Genomic DNA, 16,941 nt, shown 5'->3' on the forward strand with positions numbered 1-16,941 from the left:
TTTTGTAAAAATAAAAAGACAATGCTAAACGCCATTTCAACAATTTCTCATTTCGAAAAAAATATTTATAATCTCTAATCAACAGTACATGCACCTCCTGGGGTCAAACATTTGTTTAGAAATTTGTTGTTTTACAGGAGCGAGCTGTAACAATAATACAACATTAAAATAACGCAACGCTACAACCAGGATCTATAAATAAATATTCATTCCGGAAAAAAAGCCCCCTAATATCCGTTAAAATGCATTCAGAAAGGGTGTTTTTACAAAAACGATATCCATACTAAACACCCGATATATTAATCGAATATTAAATTATAAGAATATTTAATTATTTTTTTCAAAAAAAATTTGTCATATTATAATTTTTCATATCTTAGTGATGTATTAATCATAAAAAATTATATCATGAAAAATTTAAAAAAATTAGACAGAGAGCAATTGAAAACTATTTCAGGAGATGGATTCCTTGATCCAATCTTAGGATTAGTAGGTGGTGTATTAGGAGGTGTTGGAACTATCGTTGGCGGTACTATCGGTGCTGTTGGTGGTGCAGTTGGAGGAACTGTTGTTCAAGTGATCAAAAATCTTGAAAACGGACTTTGCCAGGTGCAGTGCGGAATCAACAACGTAGTACACATTACTGTTGTTAGCTGTGGAGCAAACACTTGCAACTAATAAAAAATTAAAGACTAATAACCGCTCCGAAAAGGGCGGTTTTTTTATGCTCAGAAATAAGCAATACAAATCTTGGTCACATTAATCAGCGGGTATAGAACCGGAGATTTACGGACAAACTTTTATTTTAAAAATGGATAGGTAAAAAACAGAATATGAATGATATTCAATAAAAAATGACTCAATATATTCACCAGTATATTGTTTGATCTCTGGTAAATTAAACCATACATAATCCCGGCTATTGCAGCATACAGAACATACAATATTCCACCCGCCCAATGCAACGCTCCAAAGCTTAATCCGGCAATAACAACAGCAATTATCTGACTGTTTTTAATATTCAGCAAAGACAAATGCCTTTGAAAGAAACCTCTGAACAAAACCTCTTCGGCCATGACGACAAACAATACATTATTCAAAGCCCATACAAAGAAATACTGATGAAATTTAATATCAATTCTTACAAAACTAAATAATAGTGTGAGTCCCATCAGCAAAAGAATGGTCATCAAAATCAGGGACCAGCTTTTCTTCAAAGCGGACCTGAAACCAGTTCCAGGCGGTACTACAAATAACAACAGGGTAAGTCCTGCCAACGTTTTATCTATATTAAAGTACATTGTGAAAGGGACACCGTCTTTTGAAACCTGTATTTTGTCGAAAATGAGCACATTATTAAACCCCGGCAACAGATGCTGAAAAATAATAATCGAAACAGCCAGAATTACCAGTGCCAAAGTATGATATAAAAACCTGCTGTATTTCAGGTTCTTTTCCAGAACAGTATACAGATAGACCAAAGCTGCAAACAACGTTATAATTAAAAATCCTGTAACAGATATAAGCTGAGTGAAGATGCTCATCATCAAAACAGAAAATAATACTCCTGTTTTAATGAATTCTTTTCTTTCCATATGGTTGATGATACTTTAATTAAACTAATAACTGCTTGGTTTCTGAAAGTAAAAATAATAATAAAAAAGCCAATTAAGAATTTTCTGTTGGAACTGAATAAAAAAGCTCCTGCAAAATGCAGGAGCAATACCTATTGAGAGCAGTTTTTTTTGATTTATTTATTTTTTAACCAGTTTCAAACTTCCGGCTTTACCGGTACTGGATCTCCATTGAACAATATAAGTACCGCTCAAATGATTTTGAATATCAATAGGAAGCTTTTGTAAACCGGCTTCTAAATCCTTAGAATAAGCATTTATTGTTTTACCATTAATATCTGCTATGTTTATTGAAACTGTTTCCTTACCTGCAGCCGTATAATACAATTCGCTAAGTCCCATGCTTGGATTTGGAGCTATTAGTGGTGTATTTTGAGGGTTTGCTGTTTTTGAAACCGGTATACCACCTCCCGGAATGCATATATTACATTCAAAACGGGTAATTCTCATGAGATATTTATTGGTAGCAATACAGGTAATCGCAACACCGTATCCGAATTGACCGGTATAGTAGGTCACAGGAGGAATTATAGTCTCATCTCCAACATGGGTTCCAAGCTCATAATATCCGCTTTGTAAGGATGGAGTACTAAAAGTTACATTAACATAGGTGACAGGGGCCGGGCTCCCGGGAAGAAGATAGATCACAGGAAAATTATAATCCTTTGAGGAAACAACATCTGGAAGAAAAGTATTTGTTCTTATATTAGAGCCAATTTTTATATCCAGAGTAACATTTGTATGGGCGTGCCCTGGTACGGTTTCACCTATAAAATTGTCATCCCTGGTAAAAGTAATGTTATAGGTATCTCTTACAGGAGCAATTATCTGCGCAATTATCTGACTTTGAAAGAAAGACATAAAGGATAAAAATAGAATTAGTTTTTTCATGCAATTAAATTTAGGTTAGTAAAATATTTTTAATAAAATTGAGATTAAAATAGGGTACAGCCAACAAACAACTAGCAACTGAGCAAACTGGTCTAGTATCTGTCTTGTTTTCCCTAGTAATCGTCTATAACATACTATTAAAAGAAACTCCGATAATGCTCATATTAAAATGATACGACCCATCATCATATCATTCAGTCCGAGCTTTTCAACAAAGTATTTTGAGCTTTCCAGCAAAGTTAAACTCTGATTTCCCCCATAATTTTGTCCATGCAAATAATGATACAAGCATGGAAAAGAAAGAATCAACTGTTTTAGGACCAAGATTAATATTAAATGATTATAAGGGAGCTGATGTAGAAGGAGAGGCCTTTGTAACCGACCATATCTTCAGCTATATCCTGCAGGGAAAACATGAGGTATGGCTTGGCAACAAAAAATATTCGTTTCAACAGGGAGATTTCAGATTCTTCAGAAGGAATCAGCTGGCTAAATACGTTAAAAATACCGGTGCTGATGGCTTTAAATCAATTGCTATCCATATTGACCAAACCACTTTAAAGGAAATGAGTCATCAATATGGGTGGATAGCAGATGAAATGAATTTGTCCGGAGAAGTGCTTTTGATCAGTCCCGACAATCTTCTCAAAGGATTTACAGAATCTCTGATTCCCTATCTGCAGGAGCCTGAAATTGATCATCATATTCTAATGTTAAAAACCCGGGAGCTGATCATGTTACTGATCAAAAACAATCCACAGTTTAAGAATATCCTTTTTGATTTCAGAGAGCCGGGTAAAATTAATCTCGAGGCATTTATGAATAGCCATTACAGATATAATATCAGTATTGAACGTTTTGCCTTTCTTACAGGGAGAAGTCTGGCCGGATTCAAAAGAGATTTCGAGAAGCTTTTTCTGACGAGCCCCCGCAGGTGGCTCGTCAGAAAAAGACTGGAAGATGCTCAATATCAAATAGAGGAAAAAGGAAACAGGCCTTCTGATATATACCTGGATCTGGGATTCGAAGATCTTTCTCATTTTTCATATGCTTATAAAAAAGCGTTTGGCTACGCTCCCAATAAAAAATAATATCAATAAAAACCAATACAATAATAATGGATATACAATTAAAAGGAAAAAGAGCATTAATTACAGGTTCAAGCTCCGGCCTCGGCGAAGCTATTGCAAAAATGCTAGCAAATGAAGGTGCTATGGTAATTATCCATGGCCGTGATAAAAGCCGTGCCGAGAACGTTGCAAAAGCAATAATCGATAAAGGAGGGTCTGCAAAAATTGCTATAGGGGATCTTTCAACTGATGAAGGAGCAGATCAGGTAGCCGCCGAAGCACTCCAGTCTGGAAAGATAGATATCCTGATTAATAATGCAGGTGCAACTTCCCATAAGTCCTGGGGTGAAGCGACAGCCGATGACTGGCTGGATATTTACAATACAAATGTAGTTTCATATGTACGGATGATTCAACGTATTGTGCCACAGATGAAAAATCTGGGTTGGGGAAGGGTAGTCCATATCGGAGGAGGCCTTGGCATACAACCGATTAAAGAGCAGCCTCATTACAATGCAACCCTGGCCGCCCGTCATAATATGTCTGTTTCGCTTGCCAGAACACTAAAAGATACGGGCATCACATCAAATGTGGTGTCGCCGGGTGCCATTATCAATCCAATGGTGGAAGACTGGCTCAAAAATGCAGCCCCGAAATTTAATTGGGGAACAGATATGGAGGAGATCAAGTACAAAGCTGTCCAGGAACTTATTCCGAATGACACAGGAAGGTTTGGTGAACCCGAAGAGATTGCAGGAGCTGTAGTATACCTTTGCAGTCATTTTGCCGACTACATCAGTGGTTCTGTTCTTCGGGTAGACGGCGGTACAATACGTTGCCTGCAAATAATAAAATCCGGCAGACCCAAGTGATCTGCAGGATCAGTAGAATTCATTTGATGCATAATATATCAGTTCTTTTAGACATTTACAGAAAATTATTGAAATAAAAAGGAGATCCAGAGGTCTCCTTTTCTTTATATTTAAAAGCTAATTACCAGCTAGTTCCATTTAAAAAAAAGCCTAATAAACCCCGGATAGGCCTTAGATCAAAAAGGTTTTTTACTTAAAATATTTTTATAAGAGAAAATGAATATTTTTAAATAAATTAGAGCTTTCCACGATACAAGATTTAATCATTCAATCATGAGCCTGAATTTTAAAAACAATACGCTGAAAAAAATACTAATTCCGCTTTTAATAATAGCTTTTTTATTTTTAATTGGTGCCCTTTATCAAAAGAAGGTGCGGTATAATTTAGTCACCATTTCAGAAAACAAGGTGTACAATTCAGGAGTTATTCCTCCTGACAAATTACCGGAGGTATTAAAGAGTCACAATATAAAAACGGTTATTGACCTACGGGATGGCCTGCAGCAAACGGAACTCAACCCGGAAACAAAGAAACAGGTAAATGCGGAAGAAAATGCCGTAGATAAGCTTTCAGGTATTCATTATTTCAATTTGCCCACCGATCAGATTCCCCAGGACAGCACGGTAAAAAAGTTTTTATCTATTATGGATAACCCTAAAAATTATCCTGTTTTGATCCATTGTCATCATGGTGTTGGGCGTTCCCGTTTATTCAGCTCACTGTACAGAATTGAATATGAAAATTTCACTAACGAAGAGGCCAGAGCAAATGCCCGTTTCCTTTGGGAGTTCGGTAGTAATTTCTCTAAAAATTCGGACAAAGGAACTTATCTGTTGAATTACAAGAAAAGAACATCAGGCAAAAAACAGGATTCTTTATAAGAGATAAAATAATATATCCAACAAACTGAATAAAAATTAAATATAATGAAGTACTACCATGTAGATGTTTTCTCAAAAAAGAAATTTTCTGGAAACGGATTGACCATTTTTGAGATTAATGAGGAATTTGATAAAAAGAGCATGCATATTCTAACGCAGGAAATGAAGCAATTTGAAAGTATCTTTTATTATAAAATCAATCCGAACACTTTCAGAGCATACATATTTACAGTTGAAGAAGAGCTGGATTTTGCAGGACACCCCATAATCGGCTTGTCTGCAATGCTTCACGATCTTTATTCCCCGGAAAAGGAGAGAAACAGCTGGACTATTGAGCTTAATGAAAAGCCGGTTGTTGTGGAAACAACAAAAAAACCAAACTATTATTCAGCAAGAATGAATCAGGGAATTCCGGAATTTAAAACGGTATTAAGGAAAGAACAAGAAACTGAATTTTTAAGCTATTTAAATCTGAGCATGGAGGACAAATTCGAAGAATTTCCATTTCAGGTGGTTTCTACAGGTTTACCTTACTTAATAGTTCCTGTAAAAGCCAGTGCATTAGGCAAATCAAAAATTATAATTCCTGATTTAGAAGTTAAGCTTAATGAAATTGGTGCCAAATTCATATTTGTTCTGGATGTTGCCGGAAAGCAGGGGAGAACCTGGGATAATCAGGGTTGGGTAGAAGATGTTGCCACAGGAAGCTCAGCTGGTCCTGTAGGTGCCTACTTAGTTGAGAATAAAATTGCAGAAATAAATAACGAAATCATTATTGAGCAGGGGCATTTTTTGGGAAGACCAAGCCAGATTAAAGTTATGGTCACCGGTGAAAATGAACAAATGGATCATGTTTTTGTAGAAGGGGATGTTTGTAAAATCGCACAAGGAGAAGTATTCATCTAACTAAGAGCAAATGTGCTCCTGATATATATTTAAATACTATACAAAAACCAGGCTTACAATAAGCCTGGTTTTTGTATAGTATTTATAACTAACCGTTATGTGATCATTTACGGCATCCCGTAGGTTATGATAGATTAGATTGATTATCTTTGGTTAGTACATAAACAGAAAAGACTACTAAATATTTGAGATAGAACAAAGTAGGGATATTGATAAGTTTAGAATGGTAACATCAGATTTTTAGGATTTTTATTTGAAAAATGCACAATATTTCTGAAATTTAATATTTAAAATCTCAAAACGAATATTAAATAAAACAACTATAATAAATAACAATTATGAAAAAAACAATTACTTTTTTTACTATTATTTTCTCAATAGCTAATATTCAAGCTCAAGAAGATATTGATTTATTGACTTACGAAAACACTCAGGACATTAATTTTTTCAACACTATTAAAAATGGTGCTCAGGTTAAAGAATATATAACGACGAATAAAAATAGTGTGAAAGTTGGTGATACATTAATATTAGGATATCCTACATCTCAAGAACTGAATACAAGAACTTATTCAGGAAGTTATGGAGGTAGAGCAAGAGGAGGTATTTCACAATCAAGAAGTACTTCAAAAAAAACTTATGAATTTATACAAATGGGCAGACCAGCTGGATTTGGAAGTATTATGTCTGCTATGGGTGGTGATGCACAGAATATGGCAGACAACAGTTTAAAGAACACTACAGTTATTGTCAGAGAGATAAAAGCATACCATAGAGGTAGTAAAAACAAGCCTTTGTATGTAGTTATGGTTTTGGGAGAAATAAATGGTCGAGCTTTCGGAATAAATAAATATTTAAGTGTAATGGATACAGAATTAGGAATTGAATCTGGTGAAATTCTTTTAAAAAACAGAAAGATGACTAGAGATGAAGCGATAGCAAAATTAAAGGAAGCAAAAGATCTAGTAGAAATTGATATGATGAGCAAAGAAGAGTTTGACAAATTAAAAACAGAACTCGCACCGATTATCAACAATAAATAAAATTAAACCATACACAACTTTGTATAGTTAAAACAATCAGTCTTTAGTAAGAATTAAAACAAATCGGCTCTGCCAACTTACAGATAAATTTGACAAGGCATTTGACAACACTTCGTTATAGGGAATTATATGAAAGACATAATATATAAATTAAACAAAGAAATAGAAATTGAAAAAATAATAGCCCTATTATTTGATTCTGATTATTTGCCAATTGAAGATATGAATGATAAAATCCGTTTACAAAAAATGTTCACTAATGCAAATCTGATAGTTTCTGCTTGGGATAATACAAAACTTGTTGGAATTGCTCGTTCTTTGTGCGACTTTAGTTATTGTTGCTATCTTTCAGATCTTTGCGTTGACTTACAATATCGAAATCTGAATATTGGAAAAAAATTAATTGAACTCACAAAAGAAAGTGCAGGCAATGAATGCAAACTAATTTTACATTCAAATGCAAATGCATTTAAATTTTATGAAAAAATTGGAATGAAAAATATTTCTGAAGCATTTATAATTCAAAGAAATTATTAAGTATGCTTATTATAAAAAGATACATAAATTTATACTAGCATATACAATTTAACATAATATAAATTATAGGACTTTTTAAATTCATTCCGAATAGGGGTAATTATCCTTCATACGCTGATCTTTCTGTCATCTTTTCAAATACCCGATTCTCAGCCATTACAAATCTTGTCATATGGCAATGCAGATTCTTTATAAACCGTATACCTTTATCCTAACCAAAAAATAAAATCATTATGAAACCTAAAATGATCTGGTCAAATCTGGCCGTAGCCAATCTTGAACGTACCCACAAATTTTATACAGACTTAGGATTTAAACCTAATGGTCCGCACACCTCTGATCAGCTGGTAAGCTTTTTCTTTGGTGACAATGATTTTGTGATCCATTTTTTCCTGAAAAATATCCTGGAGTCCAATCTTAAGCCGTTAGAATTCTGCGACACCCAGAAAGTCCATGAGATTGTTTTTACGCTATCTGCAGAAAGCAAAGATCAGGCAGATGCCTGGGCTAAAGAAGTTGAAAAAGCCGGTGGCACCATTGTTTCGGCGCCTCAAAGTTTCGGAGATCATTACTATGGATTTGTTTTTTCCGATCCTGACGGCCATACCTTTAATGTATTCCATATGTAGTATTCCTGGATTTAATTCTTATATTTGCTGCAATACAATCCAATATGAACCATTCAAGCTGTTTGCCTCCTCCAAGATTTTAATATTTCTAAAGTGTAACTGAAGTATTAACGCCGATAAAATTTTATTGGCTGTTTTCTAATGCTTCAGATTCAATTACTTATTAATTAAAATCTTTGTCTTTACAGAAAGGCAAATTGTCTAATGAAAAAATCATATGTATTATTACATCTGGCCGTTATACTGGCTGGATTTACAGGAATATTCGGAAAACTCATCTCGCTTAACGAAGGTCTTCTGGTCTGGTACCGGCTGTTATTCTCCACTCTCATTTTATTTGTGATTCTCAAATCGCTGAGAATCCCTTATATGATTTCAACCCGGGGAAAATTCCATATAGCCAAAGTTGGAATACTGATTACCTTGCATTGGTTATTTTTTTACGCAAGTATCAAATACGCTAATATCTCCATAGGTGTAGTGTGTTATTGTCTGACCAGTTTCTTTACAGCAATATTCAAACCTGTCATCGATAAAGAACCGTTTAAAATTTCTGAGCTGTTGCTGAGTTTATTAACGGTTTTTGGGATCAGTCTGATTTTTCATTTTGATACATCGTATCAATTAGGAATTGGTTTGGGTGTTATTTCATCCGCTATTGGCGCTTTGTATACCATTTTCAACAAGCGCCTGGTTCAACATTATGACACCAAAGTCATTAATTACTACCAGATGCTTAGTGGAACTGTTTGCCTGGGAGCTGTCCTACCGGTTTATCTTTATTTTTTCCCAGTAGAAAGTGTGATTCCCGGAATGAAAGATATCGGTAATCTGATGATCCTGGCTCTTTTTTGTACAGTGGGTCTCTAAGTTATATTTGCAGAGGTTTTAAAAAAGATCCCTGCATTTACAGTGAACTTAACCTTCAATCTAGAGCCTGTTTATGCAATTATCATGGCCTTTTTATTCTTTAATGAAAGCAAACAGGTAAATCATTCATTCTATATTGGACTTTCTCTGATTATTACTTCTGTTGTATTACAGACCTTCATTTCGATCAGGAAAAAATAATATATACAAAACCCTCTTCCTTTATGGTAAGAGGGTTTTAAAATTAATTTAAATCACAAAATAGTGATAATTAATTATTATACATGCTTTTCAATCTTACTCTGTTTATCCGTACTATATCCTTATTCTTGATCTTATGCTTCTTTTGCAGTGGCCCTTGCAGGATATGTATTGCTTCTTCCTTGATCAATTGGTTCAGTTTATTTGTCGAAAGCTGTAAGCATTTTTTTATAACAGATGAAAATTTAAGATTAAAATCAAAAGGATATTTAATTTCAAAGGTTATGATATCATGGTCACCATTCAGAATATCTTCTGCTGAAACCTTTTCATACTCCAGCTCATACCGGACACTCTCAAAATCCAGTTCAACATTATTTTTCCGTGCTGTTTCCCTGGAAAACGCGTAATCCCAGGCTGTCTTTGTACAATTCTCCGAAAACTTATTAAAAAGATTTTTATCTATGTTTTCTGGTTTTATACGGGAAAAAATCGTCATATTATAAGAGCTCCCACATTTTAAACAGTTGTAAATTAACCATATATCAATATTCTTTTTTTGAGCGTTCATCCTGAACTTCTCACTGCAATAAAATCTATCGCTGCTGCAATGACTGCATTTTCTTTTTAAAAAGGGAGTATTCATTATTTTTACCTCCCAAATATATTGTATCATTTAAAGTATGCTTATTATTCTTCATTAATTTTGGGATATCATTTAATAATATTATAGTCTTGATCCATAAGATGATCAGGACACTGTAGAAATAATTCATGCAATTGCCTTTGTAAGCAACCCAATAAATAATATGATTAAATGAAAAACCTGTTCGGGTATAGAATTACCCAAATAAAGAAATAATCAGCCTGTGGTTTGTGAGGCCGATTTTAAGCTACTATAAGTTTAAGAATAGTTCTCAATGATCGTTGATTTGTGATATAAATATAATCAATCTCTTGTAAACAGCGATTATTTGATCGTTTTTTATTCGTTACAATTGCTTTTTGAGAATAATATGATTTTTCCTAACCTTTACAACTACCCTGTCTCCGGGCTCAAAGCCGCAATCCAATGCTTTACAAAAGATTTATATAAAACAATTTCAATTTTTTTTGTAAAATATTTGCGTAGCTAAATAACTTCATATATATTTGTAGTCAAATAACTACACGATGAATTTAAGAAGAGATGTATTCCAGGCAATAGCAGATCCTACCCGAAGATCTATTTTGATGTTGGTGGCGGCCCAATCAATGACCGCAGGAGCCATTGCTTCTAATTTTGATACTGCCCGCCCTACTGTTTCGAAGCATTTACAGATCCTTACGGAATGTGAACTTTTAACCCAGGAACAAAACGGCCGCGAAATGATATACCACCTAAATCCCAATAAAATGAAAGAAATAGCCGATTTTATAGAACCCTTCCGCAAAATGTGGGATGAGAAATTCAATAAGCTGGAAAGCGTGATGAAAGCATATCAAAACATAAGTAGTAAGTAATGGGCAATGAATAATTACACCTAACAACTCTTACTCTCCCCCTCTCAAACACCAAAACCCTCAAACCAAAAACATGGAACTAAAAACAAAAATTCACGCCGAAGACGGCAAGCAGGAAATCTTCATCACCAGGGAATTTGATCTTCCTGTCCATCTTCTCTTTAAAGCTTACACAGAACCCGAATTGGTAGAACAATGGATGGGAACTAAAGTGGTAAAAATGGAAAATAAGCAACATGGCGGCTACCGTTTTGAAACCTCAAACCCGCAGGGCGACGTAGTCTTCAGTGCCAACGGAACGATCCATGAGATCATTCCCGATCAGAAAATAATCCGGACCTTTCAAATGGAAAATACACCCTTCCCCGCTCAGATCGAGTTTTTAGAGTTTGAAAAATTAACTGACACAACCAGCAAAATTACCATCCAAACCATCTATAAATCCGTAGACTTCAGGGACCAGCACCTGAAATTACCATTTGCCCAGGGAATCAATATGGCCCATAATCGACTTCAGGAAGTGGTTAAGGGAATTGAGAAATTAGAAATTAGAGATTAGAAGTTAGAGGAAAATAACCATTTCATTTTTTAACCCCGGAATTCGAATCCTGCAAACCTCACCCTCACACACTCAAACCCTCCCACTCTCAAACCCTAAAACTCTCCCACTCTAAACCCTATAACACAAAACACCATGAATCCAAAAACAGACTTTTTCTTTAACGAATCCGGCCAATGGCAAAAAGAATTTAAAAAATTAAGAATCATTGCTTTAAGTACCGAACTTGTAGAAGATTTAAAATGGGGATGTCCCTGTTATACCTATGAAGGGAAAAATATTTTTTTGATCCACGGGTTCAAAGACTATTGCGCCCTACTCTTTTTTAAAGGTGCTTTAATGAAGGATCCTGATAACATTCTGATCCAACAGACGGAAAATGTACAGGCCGCAAGACAAATCCGCTTTACAGATCTGGAACAGATTAATGACCTTGAAAAAATTCTTCGGGAATACATATTTGAGGCTGTTGAAATTGAAGAATCGGGAATTAAAGTTGAAATGAAAAAGACCAAAGAATTCGAAGTGGTGGAAGAATTTCAACAGAAGCTGGATAAAGATCCTGTTTTAAAACAAGCTTTTGAATCCTTAACACCGGGAAGACAAAGGGCTTACCTACTCCATTTTTCCTCTGCTAAACAAAGTAAAACCCGTGAATCAAGAATTGAAAAATGCATTCCTCAAATTCTTGACGGTAAAGGAATTAACGACTAATCACAAAAAAATTATACTATGGAAACACAATCAAACAAATCCGAAAAAAGAAACAAGATCATCTATTGGATATTTACCCTTTGGCTGGCATTGGGAATGGTATCAACTGCTGCGGTTCAGCTTTTAAAAAATAAAGATGAAGTGGAAAACTTTACCAGCCTTGGATATCCGGCTTACCTCATGACCATTATCGGAGTATGGAAAATCCTGGGTGTCATCGCCGTACTTATTCCTAAGTATCCTTTATTAAAAGAATGGGCTTATGCAGGATTTTTCTTCGTGATGTCAGGAGCTATTATTTCCCATCTTGCTTCAGATCACAATTCAAGTAAAATTTTTGCTTCACTATTGCTTTTGGTACTTACTCTGATTTCATATTACTTCAGACCTGCTGACCGAAAAGTTGGATTTGGTAATAATAATGTATTGTAAGTTTTTTAATCTGATTAAAAATATCTGCATGATCAGTTAGACAAAAATTTTAAAAAATATACCTAAAACGCATATAATCAGTAACTTCAGGAATACGTGTTATACGAAATCCCATCCCATTAAAGAATAACAAAAAAACATCAAATTAATATGAATAAGAAAAAATTAACTTCACAACAGAGTCAGGAACTTTTAAAAATTCTGAAGACGCGTTTTGAAAAAAATACCGGCCGTCACAAAGGCCTTGACTGGAGTAAGATCCAGACCAGGCTTGAAGCACAACCTGAAAAATTATGGTCACTTTCTGAAATGGAAGATACTGAAGGAGAGCCCGATGTCATCGGTTACGATAAAAAATCCGATGAATACATTTTTGTCGACTGCTCTCCGGAAAGTCCAAAACGAAGAAGCTTATGTTACGACTACCAGGCCTGGGAATCCCGTAAAGCCAATAAGCCGGAAAGTAATGCCATCGACAAAGCGTCAGAAATGGGAATTGAATTACTAACTGAAGAACAATACCGCCAACTTCAGGAATTAGGAAAGTTTGATCTGAAAACATCCAGCTGGGTAAAGACACCACCTGAAATTCGTGAATTGGGAGGCGCCATCTTCTGCGACCGCCGGTACAATACGGTTTTCATGTATCACAACGGTGCAGATTCATACTACGCTGCAAGAGGATTTCGTGGAAGTTTGAGAGTTTGAGAGTACTTGTGTTTGAGAGTTTTGGGGTTGAGAGTTAGAGGGTCTGAGAGTTTGAGAGTATTAGGGTTGTAGAATACTGGGTTGGTATAAGGTTGTTTGATTTGGTAGGTGGTTCTAGATATCGTTAAGGTTGAGAGTATTTATATTGTAATAACTCTCAACTTTCAACTCTTAACTTAACTTTACATCTTGAACCTTATTGCAGCTCTCAAACCCTCAAACTCTCAAACTCTCAGACTCTCAAACACAAATACAACTCCCCCTTATTCTTCAACTTTCAATTCCCTTATCCACAGTGTTTCCACGCTCCAAAAGATAATATCCACACCCAGATAGTTCCCGGCATATTCTACAAACTCTTCTTTTGTGAAAGGTTTCTTTGTTTTTGGATTTTTATATGTGAGTGTTGGCTCCTGGACTGCCATTGCAACTAAAGAAAGTTGTCCTTTATACTGATTAAAGAAGGGATAGGAATTTTTCATCTGGGCTTTTTTGTTGGGAACAATATCAGGACCGCCTAAACCCACATTATTTTCTTTGGCAAATTTAAATAGCCTGGACATATATTGATGATCATTTTCCCATTCACAAGGAAAGAAATTTACATACTGCAAAACGTTGGACTTTTTGAATACCTCTTTTGCAAACTTTAGATTATCGATCTCTGCCTGAAAATAACGGTCACAGCTGAAACCGGTTTTATCTTTTTTCATCTCAATGTCTATAGATGTTTCCGGTAAATTAATACCTTGAATTCTTCCGTCAAATTTTTCAGCTAAAGCGCCAATGAGCTTTTGAAATCTTTTTTGAACTTCGGGATTCCATTGTTGGGTGACCCAACCATTCCCAACAGGCTTATTTTCACCAGGGTTATCATATTGCGGAACCAATCCTCCTTTATATTCCTTATCTTTTAATATATAATCCGGAACGTATCGGGCTTCGGGTTCAAAAAAGCGGTCCTGAAGCTGGATAAACAACTTTCTATCCAGTTGGCTTAGGAAATTGAGATCATTTTCAATCCGGGAAAAATCATAAACATCTTTTTCTTTTTCCAAAGATTTCCAATTATACACAATTTGAACTCCTCCGATCTCTTTGCTTCTTATCTTTTTTTCCAGATCATGAAGATCACCTGAAGAAGTATAAATATAATTTTGAGGTTTTTGAGATTTGAAAGAACTTGCTCCAAAGAAAATGAAAGCAAGACAAAATATTTTAAAACTTTTTATCATATCCGATTTTTATTATCCTTTATAAGCACTTTTTATGCCTAAATGAGTTTTTGATATACGGGAAAATATCAGGGAAAGTTTTTTTTAAGCGATTCTCGGCAATTAGGAAAAATTTGATATACACAAGTATTTCGGGTTTTTTTTTAAAATAAATTTTATTTCCATTAAATATATCTTTGATTTAAATAGTTTGGTTAATTTAGCAAAATCTAAATTTGATTTAATATAATTCTAAGGATATGAAAAAATTAATTATGTTGGGTTCATTATCATTCTTTTTAATGAATTGCAATAAAAAATCGGAACCTGTAACTCCAAAAGTGGAAACCGATTCTGTTGCAGTTGAAGAGCCAGTGGTTGATACATTAGGAACAAAGTCATTTTGCTATTTAGGAGTAATTGGTAAAGACAGTGTTTTTGCATCTATTGATGATAATCTGGGAACCATCTCAGGTAAATTAGCTTATAAAAACAGCGAAAAGGACAGTTCTAAAGGAGATATAACGGGCTTTAAATCAGGAGATACATTAAAACTCACTTATGAATTCCAATCAGAAGGTACTAAAAGTAAACGCGATATTTTCTTTATTCAGAAAGACAATACATTAATTGAAGGAATTGGAGACCATAAAGAAGAAGGCGGACAAAGTAAGTATGCCGACGAAAAGAAAGTTGCTTACAAAGATGGACCGAAAATGAATGTTGCTGATTGTGCGCTTGTATCCAAAGCATTAAAATAATACAGCTTCTTGCATCACATTAGCGACTTTCCACGAATACAAACCAAAATCATGTTCTATGCAGACACTTCAATTCAGGCCTTTTTCACAGTCCGAATTTATCGAAGATTTAAGGAGAATATTTCCTCAATATAAAATTCAGACAAGTTTTGGAACATTACAGGTTCGTACAAGTGGTTTTACTCTTACCGGAAATGTAAAAATAACGACCAATCCGGGAATAGGTACCGTTATTACACAAACCAACAGTGATATTCCTCTATTTTATTTTATCTTCTCTTTTCCGATCGCTATTTATATCAGAATGAAAAAAGATAAAATAAAACATCTTGAAGATGAAGTGGTTGCGGGTATAAAGCAAATACTTAGGCAAGATCCCCACGGTTAATCAGCAGTGATGCAAACTAAAAAAACAGCCATATGGCTGTTTTTTTAGTTATGACTCTCTGTTAATAATTTCAATAAAATCATTGATGCCTTCGTCAGGAGTATTCCAAGAAGTAATCAACCGGATTGCAGAATACTGGTCATCGATCTTTTTCCAGATGTAAAACTCAAATTTTTGGGATAAAATATCGATAAGCTCATTACTCAAAATGGGAAATATCTGATTGGTATAAGTCACGGATAAAAAGGCAGTTCCTTTTTCCTGTAGGGCATTTTTTATTTTCATCGCCTGCTGGTTCGCATGTCTGGCCAGATCAAAGTACAGATCATCTTTCATCAGTTCCAGAAATTGGATTCCAAGTAACCTTCCTTTTGCCAGCAAAGCCCCTTTCTGTTTGATATTGAACCCAAAATCTTCCTGAAGAACAGGATTATTGATCACAATTGCCTCCCCTATCAGAGCTCCGTTTTTAGTTCCTCCCAAATAAAAAACATCAGTAAGCCGGGCTACTTTTTCAAGACTCAGGTCACTTATTTCTGCCGTTAAACCATGTCCAAGCCTTGCTCCATCCATAAAAAGATACAAGCCTCTTTCTTTGCAAAATGCGGAAAGATCCTCCAGTTCTCGGGCGGTGTAAATGGTTCCTAATTCTGTTGAGTTGGAAATATAAACCAATTTTGGCATCACCTGATGCGGAACATTGGTATGGCTTTCCAAAACCGTTATGATATCTTCCGGCGTTAATTTCCCATCTGCTTTTTCAATGCCTAGAATCTTATGGCCTGTAGCTTCAATAGCTCCGGTCTCATTATTTAAAACATGACCTGTAGAAGCAGAAATTACAGCCTGATAGGGTTTTAAAATAGATGAAATAACGATCAGGTTAGCTTGTGTTCCGCCTGAAACGAAATAAATTTCTGAATCTTTTTTTCCTATTTTTTCTCTGATCAGTTGTTTAGCTTCTAAAGAAAAACGGTCTTCCCCGTAACCGGCTTCCTGCTCGAGATTAGATCGTAAAAGTGCTTGTAGAATATTGGGATGACATCCCTCTGAATAATCGTTTTTGAATGAAAATTTCATAGATCAAAATTAAAAAAATTGAAGACAACAAGCGCAACATTTCCACA

General features: G+C 35.0%; 22 protein-coding genes. 17 read left to right on the forward strand and 5 right to left on the reverse strand.

Features of this window, described 5'->3' with window-relative positions; translation table 11 throughout:
- Nucleotides 1-408: 408 nt before the first annotated feature.
- Entirely contained in the window at nt 409-678 is a 270-nt protein-coding gene (locus ACNFU2_RS04365) for a bacteriocin-like protein (protein ID WP_273648121.1), read from the forward strand.
- A gap of 122 nt (nt 679-800) precedes the next feature.
- On the opposite strand, the gene ACNFU2_RS04370 is transcribed toward ACNFU2_RS04365, so the two are convergent.
- Together ACNFU2_RS04370 and ACNFU2_RS04375 are read right to left on the reverse strand one after the other, a co-directional pair.
- Nucleotides 801-1,595 (reverse strand): CPBP family intramembrane glutamic endopeptidase, encoded by a 795-nt coding sequence (locus tag ACNFU2_RS04370; RefSeq protein ID WP_418123895.1) that lies wholly within the window; start codon nt 1,593-1,595, stop codon nt 801-803.
- 159 nt (nt 1,596-1,754) lie between these two features.
- Nucleotides 1,755-2,525: a T9SS type A sorting domain-containing protein gene (locus tag ACNFU2_RS04375; RefSeq protein ID WP_273648123.1), complete on the reverse strand. Its 771-nt coding sequence runs from the start codon at nt 2,523-2,525 to the stop codon at nt 1,755-1,757.
- Between the two features lie 290 nt (nt 2,526-2,815).
- Here ACNFU2_RS04375 and ACNFU2_RS04380 point away from each other — a divergent pair, with 290 nt between their 5' ends.
- The 9 genes from ACNFU2_RS04380 (at nt 2,816) to ACNFU2_RS04420 (ending at nt 9,535) form a co-directional block, all read left to right on the forward strand.
- Entirely contained in the window at nt 2,816-3,616 is an 801-nt protein-coding gene (locus tag ACNFU2_RS04380; protein ID WP_273648124.1) for a helix-turn-helix domain-containing protein, read from the forward strand.
- A gap of 26 nt (nt 3,617-3,642) precedes the next feature.
- Nucleotides 3,643-4,467: an SDR family NAD(P)-dependent oxidoreductase gene (locus ACNFU2_RS04385; RefSeq protein ID WP_418123898.1), complete on the forward strand. Its 825-nt coding sequence runs from the start codon at nt 3,643-3,645 to the stop codon at nt 4,465-4,467.
- Between the two features lie 273 nt (nt 4,468-4,740).
- Nucleotides 4,741-5,349 (forward strand): dual specificity protein phosphatase family protein, encoded by a 609-nt coding sequence (locus ACNFU2_RS04390; RefSeq protein WP_273648126.1) that lies wholly within the window; start codon nt 4,741-4,743, stop codon nt 5,347-5,349.
- 45 nt (nt 5,350-5,394) lie between these two features.
- Entirely contained in the window at nt 5,395-6,255 is an 861-nt protein-coding gene (locus tag ACNFU2_RS04395) for a PhzF family phenazine biosynthesis protein (RefSeq protein ID WP_306612442.1), read from the forward strand.
- Nucleotides 6,256-6,593: 338 nt separating this feature from the next.
- A complete protein-coding gene (locus tag ACNFU2_RS04400) occupies nt 6,594-7,298 on the forward strand; it encodes a hypothetical protein (RefSeq protein WP_273648127.1) in 705 nt (234 codons plus the stop codon).
- 129 nt (nt 7,299-7,427) lie between these two features.
- Nucleotides 7,428-7,835, forward strand: coding sequence for a GNAT family N-acetyltransferase (locus ACNFU2_RS04405; protein ID WP_273648128.1), 408 nt, complete (start codon nt 7,428-7,430; stop codon nt 7,833-7,835).
- Nucleotides 7,836-8,068: 233 nt separating this feature from the next.
- Complete coding sequence (locus ACNFU2_RS04410; protein WP_273648129.1) at nt 8,069-8,464, forward strand: VOC family protein; 396 nt, start codon at nt 8,069-8,071, stop codon at nt 8,462-8,464.
- 204 nt (nt 8,465-8,668) lie between these two features.
- On the forward strand, nt 8,669-9,334 hold the full coding sequence (locus ACNFU2_RS04415; RefSeq protein ID WP_418123901.1) for a DMT family transporter: 666 nt from the start codon (nt 8,669-8,671) through the stop codon (nt 9,332-9,334).
- 42 nt (nt 9,335-9,376) lie between these two features.
- Nucleotides 9,377-9,535, forward strand: coding sequence for a hypothetical protein (locus tag ACNFU2_RS04420; RefSeq protein ID WP_418123903.1), 159 nt, complete (start codon nt 9,377-9,379; stop codon nt 9,533-9,535).
- A 70-nt stretch (nt 9,536-9,605) separates the two neighbouring features.
- Here ACNFU2_RS04420 and ACNFU2_RS04425 read toward each other — a convergent pair whose 3' ends face one another.
- A complete protein-coding gene (locus tag ACNFU2_RS04425) occupies nt 9,606-10,211 on the reverse strand; it encodes a DUF1062 domain-containing protein (protein WP_306612447.1) in 606 nt (201 codons plus the stop codon).
- Nucleotides 10,212-10,708: 497 nt separating this feature from the next.
- Between ACNFU2_RS04425 and ACNFU2_RS04430 the strand changes: the two genes are divergently transcribed.
- From ACNFU2_RS04430 to ACNFU2_RS04450, 5 genes are all read left to right on the forward strand, one after another.
- On the forward strand, nt 10,709-11,038 hold the full coding sequence (locus ACNFU2_RS04430) for an ArsR/SmtB family transcription factor (RefSeq protein WP_172282498.1): 330 nt from the start codon (nt 10,709-10,711) through the stop codon (nt 11,036-11,038).
- A gap of 73 nt (nt 11,039-11,111) precedes the next feature.
- Nucleotides 11,112-11,597, forward strand: a complete 486-nt coding sequence (locus ACNFU2_RS04435) for an SRPBCC domain-containing protein (RefSeq protein WP_273648131.1) — start codon at nt 11,112-11,114, stop codon at nt 11,595-11,597.
- 135 nt (nt 11,598-11,732) lie between these two features.
- Nucleotides 11,733-12,311: a YdeI/OmpD-associated family protein gene (locus tag ACNFU2_RS04440; RefSeq protein ID WP_273648132.1), complete on the forward strand. Its 579-nt coding sequence runs from the start codon at nt 11,733-11,735 to the stop codon at nt 12,309-12,311.
- Between the two features lie 18 nt (nt 12,312-12,329).
- The gene (locus tag ACNFU2_RS04445; protein ID WP_172282493.1) at nt 12,330-12,743 is read left to right on the forward strand and encodes a DoxX family protein; all 414 of its coding nucleotides are present in this window, start codon (nt 12,330-12,332) and stop codon (nt 12,741-12,743) included.
- A gap of 150 nt (nt 12,744-12,893) precedes the next feature.
- On the forward strand, nt 12,894-13,451 hold the full coding sequence (locus tag ACNFU2_RS04450; protein ID WP_172282491.1) for a DUF4256 domain-containing protein: 558 nt from the start codon (nt 12,894-12,896) through the stop codon (nt 13,449-13,451).
- A gap of 263 nt (nt 13,452-13,714) precedes the next feature.
- Here the strand turns inward: ACNFU2_RS04450 and ACNFU2_RS04455 are convergent, their stop codons facing one another.
- Nucleotides 13,715-14,686: a hypothetical protein gene (locus ACNFU2_RS04455; protein ID WP_306612452.1), complete on the reverse strand. Its 972-nt coding sequence runs from the start codon at nt 14,684-14,686 to the stop codon at nt 13,715-13,717.
- 239 nt (nt 14,687-14,925) lie between these two features.
- Here ACNFU2_RS04455 and ACNFU2_RS04460 point away from each other — a divergent pair, with 239 nt between their 5' ends.
- Both ACNFU2_RS04460 and ACNFU2_RS04465 read left to right on the forward strand, forming a co-directional pair.
- Entirely contained in the window at nt 14,926-15,426 is a 501-nt protein-coding gene (locus ACNFU2_RS04460) for a hypothetical protein (protein ID WP_306612454.1), read from the forward strand.
- 58 nt (nt 15,427-15,484) lie between these two features.
- On the forward strand, nt 15,485-15,814 hold the full coding sequence (locus ACNFU2_RS04465; protein ID WP_306612456.1) for a hypothetical protein: 330 nt from the start codon (nt 15,485-15,487) through the stop codon (nt 15,812-15,814).
- A 48-nt stretch (nt 15,815-15,862) separates the two neighbouring features.
- On the opposite strand, the gene ACNFU2_RS04470 is transcribed toward ACNFU2_RS04465, so the two are convergent.
- Nucleotides 15,863-16,894 carry a threonine aldolase family protein gene (locus ACNFU2_RS04470; protein WP_306612458.1) on the reverse strand — a complete coding sequence of 344 codons (1,032 nt, stop codon included), beginning with the start codon at nt 16,892-16,894 and terminating at the stop codon, nt 15,863-15,865.
- Nucleotides 16,895-16,941 lie beyond the last annotated feature (47 nt).

This window comes from Chryseobacterium sp. PTM-20240506 (assembly GCF_048296755.1).
Taxonomy (GTDB): Bacteria; Bacteroidota; Bacteroidia; order Flavobacteriales; family Weeksellaceae; genus Chryseobacterium; species Chryseobacterium proteolyticum.